General features: G+C 46.4%; 8 protein-coding genes and 1 pseudogene. 4 read left to right on the top strand and 5 right to left on the bottom strand.

What is annotated here, in order from left to right:
• The 5 genes and pseudogenes from G451_RS0113100 to G451_RS0113070 all read right to left on the bottom strand — a co-directional run.
• On the bottom strand, window positions 1-244 hold a 244-nt coding region (locus G451_RS0113100), incomplete at its 3' end, for a transposase (protein WP_156921618.1).
• A 493-nt stretch (window positions 245-737) separates the two neighbouring features.
• Window positions 738-848: pseudogene (locus G451_RS35330) on the bottom strand (IS1595-like element ISDsba1 family transposase); the annotation flags it as partial.
• Between the two features lie 353 nt (window positions 849-1,201).
• Window positions 1,202-1,516, bottom strand: coding sequence for a hypothetical protein (locus tag G451_RS0113085; protein WP_027184612.1), 315 nt, complete (start codon window positions 1,514-1,516; stop codon window positions 1,202-1,204).
• 1,026 nt (window positions 1,517-2,542) lie between these two features.
• On the bottom strand, window positions 2,543-3,961 hold the full coding sequence (locus G451_RS29320) for a sigma-54-dependent transcriptional regulator (RefSeq protein WP_084448564.1): 1,419 nt from the start codon (window positions 3,959-3,961) through the stop codon (window positions 2,543-2,545).
• A gap of 70 nt (window positions 3,962-4,031) precedes the next feature.
• The gene (locus tag G451_RS0113070; protein ID WP_027184610.1) at window positions 4,032-4,709 is read right to left on the bottom strand and encodes a LexA family transcriptional regulator; all 678 of its coding nucleotides are present in this window, start codon (window positions 4,707-4,709) and stop codon (window positions 4,032-4,034) included.
• 381 nt (window positions 4,710-5,090) lie between these two features.
• Between G451_RS0113070 and G451_RS0113060 the strand changes: the two genes are divergently transcribed.
• The 4 genes from G451_RS0113060 to G451_RS0113040 all read left to right on the top strand — a co-directional run bounded on the left by G451_RS0113060 (window position 5,091) and on the right by G451_RS0113040 (window position 9,903).
• Complete coding sequence (locus tag G451_RS0113060; RefSeq protein WP_027184609.1) at window positions 5,091-6,056, top strand: radical SAM protein; 966 nt, start codon at window positions 5,091-5,093, stop codon at window positions 6,054-6,056.
• A gap of 277 nt (window positions 6,057-6,333) precedes the next feature.
• Entirely contained in the window at window positions 6,334-7,671 is a 1,338-nt protein-coding gene (locus G451_RS0113055) for a glutamine synthetase family protein (RefSeq protein ID WP_027184608.1), read from the top strand.
• A 159-nt stretch (window positions 7,672-7,830) separates the two neighbouring features.
• A complete protein-coding gene (locus G451_RS32800) occupies window positions 7,831-8,751 on the top strand; it encodes a transposase (RefSeq protein WP_027184607.1) in 921 nt (306 codons plus the stop codon).
• A gap of 372 nt (window positions 8,752-9,123) precedes the next feature.
• Entirely contained in the window at window positions 9,124-9,903 is a 780-nt protein-coding gene (locus G451_RS0113040; RefSeq protein WP_027184605.1) for a LytR/AlgR family response regulator transcription factor, read from the top strand.
• The last annotated feature ends 9 nt before the right edge of the window (window positions 9,904-9,912 follow it).

Genomic DNA, 9,912 nt, shown 5'->3' with positions numbered 1-9,912 from the left:
ATTCCCAGATTCCCTTGTCACGCCAACGACAAAATCGACGATGTGTATTTTTCCAATCGCCGTAATCGGGTGGAAGATCTCTCCATGGAGCCCCAGTTCGGAGTATCCAGAAAACGGCATTAATGAAAAGCCGATTGTCATGGGCGACACCTCCCCACGTTCCTTTTCTTCCTGGTAAATGAGGTTCGAGCAACTCCCATACCCGGTCAGAAATATCATGTCGTCTATGTGCTGCACTCTTCATTCTGTCTTCTTTTTCCTTTTAGTATCCGATGCCAGGAAAAGAAGAATAAAGCAATCTTGTGACGACACTACCTAGAAACAACGATGTTAATCCATTTAAAAAAGACAAAATATGGCTCTTCATCTGCGGTACATACAATTCCTGAGATGTGTCCATGACCAACTTTCTTTGCAAGAGCATACGCAGGGAAGCCGCCAGGCTTTATGAATGCAAATTGACGACATTACTTTCCAAAGAGCCTTTGATGGACTTACTATCAAAATGACTGACCACATTCATTTTTGCAAATGCAAAAGCATCGTCAACCTGGATAAGACCTGCAAGCAGGTAATGTGAATCACGAGCAGCCATGACCAAGCGGATTTTATGCAGTATTCCCCAAACTGTATTGTATATAACACCGATTTATACGAGGTATAGAGGTCAAAAATACCCCATTTATCGAGAGCACAAGAAAGATAGCCCAGAACATTTGAGGAGCGAGGTCCTCGTTTTATGTATCACTGCCCTGTATTTGTGAAGTTTGATATTTACACTTTTTACATTGGAAGAAGGCACGCTTGGGGAGATCACAAAGCTGAGTATGTCCGCATTTCGGGCATTCAAACCCATGAGGCTAACGAAATGCATACAACTTTTGCTCACAGGCAACATCGTTTGGATATTTTATTAAAAAGCAAAAACCCCATGTTTTCATATAGTTTGAGCACACCAGGTCTCCACTTCGAGGATTATTCAAAAAAATAACCACTCTTTGGATCTAAGGGAATATCCGTATTCTTTTATGTCCGTTTCCATTTAATACACTCAATCATTTCATTGTCTGTGAGAAACATACATCCGTCCATCCTCACATCACGACAACGCAACCACTCTCTCCCAATAAAAAACGCCTCAGGAAGAACAATCTCCCCGAGGCGTCATGAGGCCAATGACAGACCAAGCGATACAACTCGCTTAATTGACCAACGTCGCAGCAGACAGATCTTGATTATCAACAAGATCGCTTGCACCACGAATTTGAACTTGTTTGCCGGAAGCAAGAGCCGTCAACAGCAGGGCATACTGATCTTTGCTTGTCGTATTCAGCCATGCTTGATCCTCAGCACCATCATTGGGGCTGATGCGTGTACAAACCATTTTTGCGCTATAGACTGATTCGCCATTGTTTGCGGAAACACCATTGACAGTGCATTTCCACCAGTCAGCATGAGCAGCCGTTGCTCCAAAAAGAAACAACCCCATCACCAAAAGCATACCAATCTTTTTCATCTTCAATACTCCTCTGTTACGCTCTTCGAAATGTTGTTTGAAAAATTTTCGCACATACAGAAAATTCCAAGCCCCAGTCAGATTTTGCCGTTCATGACTCAATGTCAACATAAATAAGTGTCGCGCAAGAACACTAGCAATATATATACCGTCCAATTAGCTTTTTGCACTCGACACCCTACTATTGCCATTTTTTTTCGGTTAAATATTTTTTAGCAAAAATATAGCACCCCTACATACTACGCAACCAACCATTCTGATTTAATAAAATAATAGATAACGATGGCGTATTTGTCAACAAAGAAACCATTTAAAGAATTGAGATAAGCTGCATTGCTCTTCTTCCCCAAATCTTCTATCCAAAAAATGTACCGTCTCCAACTGCTGATTAAAAGAAACAATGTCAACTCACTAAATAAAAACGCCAGAAAAAGGAACTATCCTCGTTTACCTTCTCAAAAGAACACACCCACCTTAATTCCCATGAACTGCAATCACTACCAACAGTAACAGATTCATTCAATCTCCGAAAAACACACAATATAGATACGAAGAAAATACTGAGTCATGCCTCAACAACAAATTTTCTTTTCAAAATATTACAAAAACAATAAGAACACATATATAGCTATACATCAACATAGATTTCAACGATAGAGTCCAATCTTTTCATGGACTTCGCCACAGTTACAGACTCACACCAATTTTCATGGCAATACAATCTATAAAATTGTGCGTGTATGTATCCAGCAACATTTCAATGAAGACCATACGCCTAAGCAGCATCGTGTACAGTACATTACTTTTGAACGACGATCCAAGTTGATCATGAGACAGAAGGGAAAACGGAATATAAAGATATTTACGAAATTTCGACAAAACCATCAAAATATTTCGTATCCACTCCATCAGAACAGGACTCCACTCCTTTTCGGCCGGAATAGGCTCCAATATAAATAGTCTCTCCGAAAAAGCGACTGATGTATTCACACATGGTTGGCTCAAAAAGGAACAAAGGCACACTTCCTATTCTGGCGAATCAGTACGCCAGTCTTCTTCTCGCAGTCCATGTGCAAAAATTTTCTTCGTCAAGGTATTGCGATGAATACCCAATGATGCCGCGGCTTTCATTTTTTTTCCGTGATGTTTGCGTAGCGCTTCAACAACAAGATTCCGTTCAAAACGCTGACAGGCATCGACCAAACCGACCGTATCGGATGCTGAAGGTTGTCCCGCAAGAGGAGAGGAATGAAAATGATCGAATAACATATCGTTTGTTGCAATCGCTTTTCCCGGTTCTCCGAAAACAACAAGCCGTTCCACAATATTTTGAAGCTCGCGCACATTTCCCGGCCAAGGGTACGACTCGATTGCCGCAAGGGCATCGGCTGTAAAGCCAGGGATAGACTTGCCCTGGCGCTCACAGATTCGAAGAAGAAAGTATTCAGCCAGGAGTGCGGCATCTCCTGTCCGCTTACGCAGGGGGGGAAGCGCTATTGGAACGACATTCAAGCGATAATAGAGATCCTCGCGAAATTCTCCGCTCTTGACGAGCTCAGACAAATCTCTGTTTGATGCGCAAACAACACGCACATCGACATGGATAACATCGTTGCTCCCCACTCGACGAATCTCTTTTTCCTGCAAAGCACGCAAAAGATGGGCTTGCACCGATGGATTCAGAGAGGCTATTTCGTCGAGAAACAACGTTCCGCCATCGGCATATTCAAATTTTCCGATTGTTTTGGAATGTGCACCGGTAAAAGCGCCTTTTTCATGGCCGAACAATTCCGACTCAATCAATTGTTCCTGGAAAAGCGCACAGTTTACGGCAACAAATCGCTTATCTCTGCGTAAGCTCTGACTATGAATGGCCCTGGCCGCAAGTTCTTTTCCCGTGCCAGACTCGCCCGTTATCAGGACAGTGGAATCGGTATACGCAACCTGCTGGATACATTTCAGCACATCTCCCATAGCAGAAGAACGACAAACAATCTCAGGACAGGAAATGGACGAAGAACTCGGAGCGGAAGAACAGAGTGTGTTGCGGATACGGCGCCGATCAAGGATTTCTTGAACGAGCTCAAGAAGCTTGGCATTGTTGAAAGGCTTGTTCACATAATCCGCCGCTCCCGTCATCAAGGACTCTCTGGTTGGTGCCGTCTTGTCCAAAGCACTGACCATAACCACATCAACGGCGGGATCTCGATTTTTTATATGACGCAAGACATCGATACCATTAATATCGGGCATATCCACATCAAGCAGAACCACATCGAATGCCCGAGCTTCAAAGAGTTCGATTGCCTCATGACCGGAAGAAGCGCAGACCATGTCGTAATCGTCTTCAAAAAGGGTCTCGAGAACATCCAATATTCCTTGTTCGTCATCGACGAGAAGGATGCGCGGCAGTACAGCATGTGACATTCTGAAAGACTCACTCATAAAATATGTATCCGGGCAATACCCTGCACAGGGAAGAAACTCTCTGAAATCATCTCATAATCCGTAAAAACTACATCCGTCGTAACACCCAAGAGACACGGCCCACAAGATGATGTTCGATCTTGGACACGGCAAGATACTGACAGTGGTAGTCTGGGTTTTCCGCGCGAAGAACGAGTCGACCATCGGTCGTTTCGAAAAAAACGCGGCGTATAACAAGACCTTCAGGAGGCAACGCAACGGCAAAAAACTCTCCGGAGACAATACGCCGCTGTCCAGTATCGATGCCGACATAGGCTTCCCGAGGGATGAGTGGTTCCATACCGGAACCGTCCATTTTGACGCATACAAGCCCTGGGATATGAAAATCCTCTGGAAGAGGAATAATTTCAAGAGGAGCCCCTGTCCAGCGTTCGCCTTCGCCAATCTCACCAGCCATTGAGTACACAACAACAGAGGTAGAGGCCAATCGTTTGGGAGAAACGGCCCGAGGACTCTGAAGACCAATGCGCCCTTCTTCAGTTTCATATAAATACATCGGTTTTTTTCCTGATTGAATCCATTCCGGATTCAATCCATGACGAGAGAGTAATTTCAATAACCACTCTGCCGGAATGGAATTACGACGTTTGGCGTCAGAAATACTCGATTGTTGAATATCTAGTAGTACCGCTACCTCCATTTGCGATTTGGCACCGGTCGCATTTTTAATCCGACCAAAAGCGTCATCGAAATAAGCTTGATCCATGACAGCCCCTTTCTCACCGGAAAACAAATTTTAAAACACGGCATGACATTTTATCATCACGTCTTCGAATAAAAAGCACAATATACCGATACATGAATTTTATTACTCCTTCATAACACGCAATAATTCTGACAAATTTTTGACCGATTTTAAAGAAAAAAAATGAAGCATTTTCTTTTTTTCAGCCAATTCATACATTTTCCCAAGCATAAAGAAATTCCATTTCATCCGATGAGCATCATAAAATGCATGTCATCAGATCAAGATTCCACACGACAGATTTTATATATGTGAATAGATATAAAATCCTAAGAAGCCCACAATGCGAAAAATATTGACCGTGTATTGTGCTCCGATTCAAATAAATGATAATGACACTCCATGTTTCCTGGATATAGAAACCTTCATCACCAAGGCCTGCTGGCTCAACGTGCCGCCAAAGCACTGACACGCCTTGGATCATGTCGACTGTGCCCACAATCTTGCGGGGTCAACCGCAAAGCAAGCGAAACAGGCGTTTGTTCGACCGGCCGACATGCAATGGTCGCTAACGCTATGCTCCACTTCGGTGAAGAAATCCCTCTTGTTGGTGAAAAGGGTTCGGGCACGATCTTTTTTTGCGGATGCAATATCGGCTGCGTCTTTTGCCAAAACAGTTCTATCAGCCGCACTACACAAGGATGCCAGGAAACACCCGCTGAAGACCTTGCCAGCATCATGCTGGATTTAGCTGCTCAAGGCGCACACAACATCAACCTGGTCACTCCATCACATGTTGTTCCCCAAATCCTTGAAGCTGTGAATATTGCAGCATCACAGGGCCTCAATATCCCACTCGTCTATAATAGCGGGGGATACGACAGCGTGGAGACGCTGGCCTTGCTTGATGGTGTCGTGGATATTTACATGCCGGACCTCAAATTCTACGACCAGAATGTGTCCGCACGTTTATGCCAAGCCCCCGACTACCCTGCAGTTGCCCGGGCAACAGTCAAAGAAATGCAACGCCAGGTTGGTGACCTCATCATAACGGACGGAATCGCCACCAAAGGCCTCCTGGTCCGTCATCTCGTCTTACCCAGTGGCCTTGCTGGAACAGCGGAGTGGATGCGATTTCTTGTGTCGGAGGTGTCACCCCATGTATACGTCAACCTCATGGACCAGTATTATCCATGCGCCGAAGCCGAATACCATCCCGACATCAACCGTCCACTACACCCAGAAGAATTCACTTTAGCACAAGAACACGCTGAAAGAGCAGGTATCTCTCGGCTTCATGAGGCAGATGCCGCCATGCTCGCACGTCTTATTCGGTTGTTTTCCTCCTCTCGCAGCAAAGAACGATGAACACGTTCCACATTGAAATGTTTCATTATTATTCGTAACCCAACAAAATTTGTATGTTTTTTTCACGATTACATCGAATAGCAAACGCTCGTTTATCTTCAAATTATACTAATTATATCATGGTGTTATGTTAAAAATACAGCTTGCACAGCTGTATTTGTTTACATTTTTGTCATTAATGGGCTTTGCGTCTTCTATCAAAATTGCGTAGAGAATGAAGAACTGAAAATTGCCACGTTTTAAAGAAAAGACGCACCTTCATCCAAGGAGGAAAAGTATGGCGGTATTCAATTGTAAAAACGCTGACGATGTGCTCAAAGCCGTAAAGGACTATAACATTTCGTTTGTCCAATTTTGGTTCATTGATGTGCTTGGTACACTGAAAAGCTTCCAAATCACGCCGCGTGAGCTTGAGTCGGCGTTTGAAGAAGGAATGGGGTTTGACGGCTCGTCAATCACGGGATTCACCAAAATCCAGGAAAGCGATATGGTCGCGTTTCCTGATCCCACCACCTTTCAGCTTGTCGCCTGGCGGCCGACAGACCGTCCTGTTGCACGACTTTTCTGCGATGTCAGAAATCCCGACGGAACCCCGTACACGTCGGACCCTCGGTATGTTCTGCGTAAAATGCTGAAAAAAGCTGAGGACATGGGCTATACGTCTTATGTTGGCCCGGAACTGGAATTCTTCCTCTTTGCCAACTCATCCGAGCCGATCACGCTGGATGTAGGCGGCTATTTCGATGCCCCACCACTTGACTTGGCCAATGACGTTCGCCGGGATATCATTTTCGCTCTTGAATCCATGGGCATCGCTGTGGAATACAGCCACCACGAAGTCGCTCCCTCTCAACACGAAATCGACCTGCGCTACGCCGAAGGCATGGCCATGGCCGATATCGCCACAACGTATCGTGTCGTTGTCAAAGAAGTCGCGCGTAAACATGGATGTTATGCGACCTTCATGCCCAAACCCTTATTCGGGGAAAATGGATCGGGCATGCATGTGCACCAGTCGCTTTTCAAAGGTTCCAAAAACGCCTTTTTCGACGAGAGCTCACCGACACACATGTCCAAAGAAGGCCGAAGCTATATTGCCGGTCTGCTCAAGCATGCGAAAGAATTCGTCTGCGTGACCAACCAATGGGTCAACTCCTACAAACGCCTTGTGCCGGGATACGAAGCTCCTGTCTATATTGCCTGGGCTCAACGCAACCGTTCGGCACTTGTTCGCGTGCCCATGTACAAGCCAGGCAAAGAAGCGGCAACCCGCGTAGAACTCCGCAGCCCCGACCCGGCCTGCAACCTCTACCTTGCCTTTGCCGTCATGCTGGGTGCCGGTCTCAAAGGGATTGAAGAAGGTTATGAACTGGCCGCTCCGGTTGAAGATAATATCTTCAGCATGACAGAATCAGAAATGTCTTCGCGAGGAATCGATGCGCTGCCGGGTAGCCTGAATGAAGCGGTCGTAACGCTTGAATCGTCCGAACTCATGAAAGAAGTTCTGGGTGAAAAACTTCATGCGGCACTTGTCGAGAACAAGAAGGAAGAATGGGATAATTATCGCATGCAGATCACCGAATACGAACTCGAACGATATCTGCCCTCCCTGTAACCCACTTCTCAAAAACATAATTGCGCATGGGGCAAACAAAGCCCTGTGCGCAATTTTATTTTTCGGCATCAAAAAGGGACAGGCAAATTTTGTTGCAGACAAACGTATTTTTGACTACACAATCGAAAAACAACGACCGCTTATTCTTGGGAGCTTTGCATGCCGCGTTCAGCCCGATTTATTCTCGACGATCGTCCAGCCGTGTATCACGTCATGTCTCGCACCGCGCTGGACGGTTATCCCTTTGGCGACGTGGAAAAAGATTATTTTCTCGCCCTGCTGAAGCGACTTGCTCGTGTGTATTTCTGCGAGATCCTCGGATTTGCCATCATGGGGAATCATTTTCATTTATTGGTACGCATGACGCCGGCTGCGTCGGTCTCCGAAGAGAATGTGTGCGAACGATTTAAGCGTTGTTACGGCGATACCATTCCCTTCAGCAACGCCCGATGTGCCGAGTTACAACACAAGTGGACCAGCTTGTCCGAGTTTGTCGGTGAGCTGAAGCAGACGTTTTCCCGATTCTATAACAAGCGTCACCGCCGTCGTGGAACCTTATGGGGCGAGCGTTATAAAAGCGTCCTTGTGGAAGATGGTCGGACACTCGTCCATTGCTTGGCATATATTGATCTCAATCCGGTACGAGCCGGTCTTGTACGTCGTCCCGAGGACTATCGATGGTCTTCGATCGGCTATCATCTCCAAACCAACAATCGAGACACACTGCTCAGCCTTGATTATGGCTTGGTTGACTGGAATTTCGACGACAGCACGGAGCGCCAACGACACTATAGGCAATATCTTTACGAGGTTGGAGAATGCTCTTCAGATACTGACGCCTCCATTGATCCGGAAATTGCCGAACGCGCTCGACAAGCCGACTACACATACACATTGCACGATCGGCTCCGACTGCGAACCCGTTGGTTTACAGATGCCGGGATCATTGGCTCCAAATCTTTTGTCAGCCGTATTGCACGCGAACTCGGCCTTCCCGGAGCCGATACCCGTATGCCTAAGCATGTCTCCGGATTGGAGATATATTCTCTGAGACGTTTATCGGAGAAACTGTTTTCATAACACCACACCAACGGTTCTTTCTTCGAATATTATACGCCTCTGTTTCTTCTCCTCCAACTCCATATTTTGGCAACATCCTCGCTCAATTCGGTACTGTTGAACCGGATGTGGAGGATATTGCTCCGATACAAAACTCAAAACGAGTGAAATGTCAGTTCTTCTGCTTGGAAAAAGTGAGACAAACAAAATATGCCTGTCCCCTTTTGTCGAAGTATACATTTTGCCTCACGACGCATACTGATAAAAATGACATACGTTACTCCATGAACACGACCGCTCGACACGGGATGTTCCTCAAAACGCAAGAACGTAACGCGCATTGCTTCGGCCTTTGTCGGCGTCGAGACTTCCGGTAACAACAAGGATTGAGGTATGGCTTCCCCCATTCGTACCATTATTGTTGATGATGAACTTCCGGCACAGGATGAACTCCGTTATCTCCTCACCCCGCACAACGATATTGAAATCATCGAGACTGCCGATAATGCAGCCGATGCCGTGGAATTGATTCACACCCACGAACCAGACCTTGTCTTTCTGGATATCCAAATGCCGGGTGAAAGCGGATTATTCGTTCCTCAGGCGGTGATGGATATGGAAGATCCACCGCTCATCATCTTTGTCACCGCCTTTGACGAACACGCCATCCGGGCGTTTGAAGAAAACGCCATGGATTACATTTTGAAACCCGTTGGCAAAGACCGCCTGGCCGCGAGCTTGGAGCGCGTTCGTCAACGCATGAAACCGGATGAGAGTGGCCAATCCGGCGAAACCCTCCGCAAGCTGCTTGCCGGTGTCGGCATAAAACCAGGCATCACGCGTATCAGTGCCGAGCATAGCGGGCGAAACATCCTTCTCAATCCACGTGAAATCATTTTTTTTACCTATGAAAACCGACGCGTCTACGCGGTAACGTTTGATAATCGGTATGCGTGCCCGTCCGATCTGACGTTAGACCGACTGGAAGAACGACTTGACGCCTTTCCATTCTTCCGGGCAAACCGCTCGCAGCTCGTCAATCTGGCACACGTCCGCTCCTACGCTCCCTGGTTCAATGGGAAATATATACTGACGATGAACGATCAGACAGAAACCGACGTCACCGTCAACAAAGCCCGTGTGCGCGATTTCAGAGACGCCATAGAATTGTAGGAGAAACGG

The organism is Desulfovibrio inopinatus DSM 10711 (assembly GCF_000429305.1).
GTDB classification, from domain to species: domain Bacteria; phylum Desulfobacterota; class Desulfovibrionia; order Desulfovibrionales; family Desulfovibrionaceae; genus Alteridesulfovibrio; species Alteridesulfovibrio inopinatus.
Note: the sequence above shows the minus strand (reverse complement) of the source record. Positions and strands in the feature narration are given on the sequence as shown.

Coding starts and splice junctions, on each gene's coding strand:
- G451_RS0113085 (WP_027184612.1), bottom strand. CDS start 1,516: ATGAAAAAGATTGGTATGCTTTTGGTGATGGGGTTGTTTCTTTTTGGA.
- G451_RS0113070 (WP_027184610.1), bottom strand. CDS start 4,709: ATGGATCAAGCTTATTTCGATGACGCTTTTGGTCGGATTAAAAATGCG.
- G451_RS0113040 (WP_027184605.1), top strand. CDS start 9,124: ATGGCTTCCCCCATTCGTACCATTATTGTTGATGATGAACTTCCGGCA.
- G451_RS0113055 (WP_027184608.1), top strand. CDS start 6,334: ATGGCGGTATTCAATTGTAAAAACGCTGACGATGTGCTCAAAGCCGTA.
- G451_RS32800 (WP_027184607.1), top strand. CDS start 7,831: ATGCCGCGTTCAGCCCGATTTATTCTCGACGATCGTCCAGCCGTGTAT.
- G451_RS29320 (WP_084448564.1), bottom strand. CDS start 3,961: ATGAGTGAGTCTTTCAGAATGTCACATGCTGTACTGCCGCGCATCCTT.
- G451_RS0113060 (WP_027184609.1), top strand. CDS start 5,091: ATGTTTCCTGGATATAGAAACCTTCATCACCAAGGCCTGCTGGCTCAA.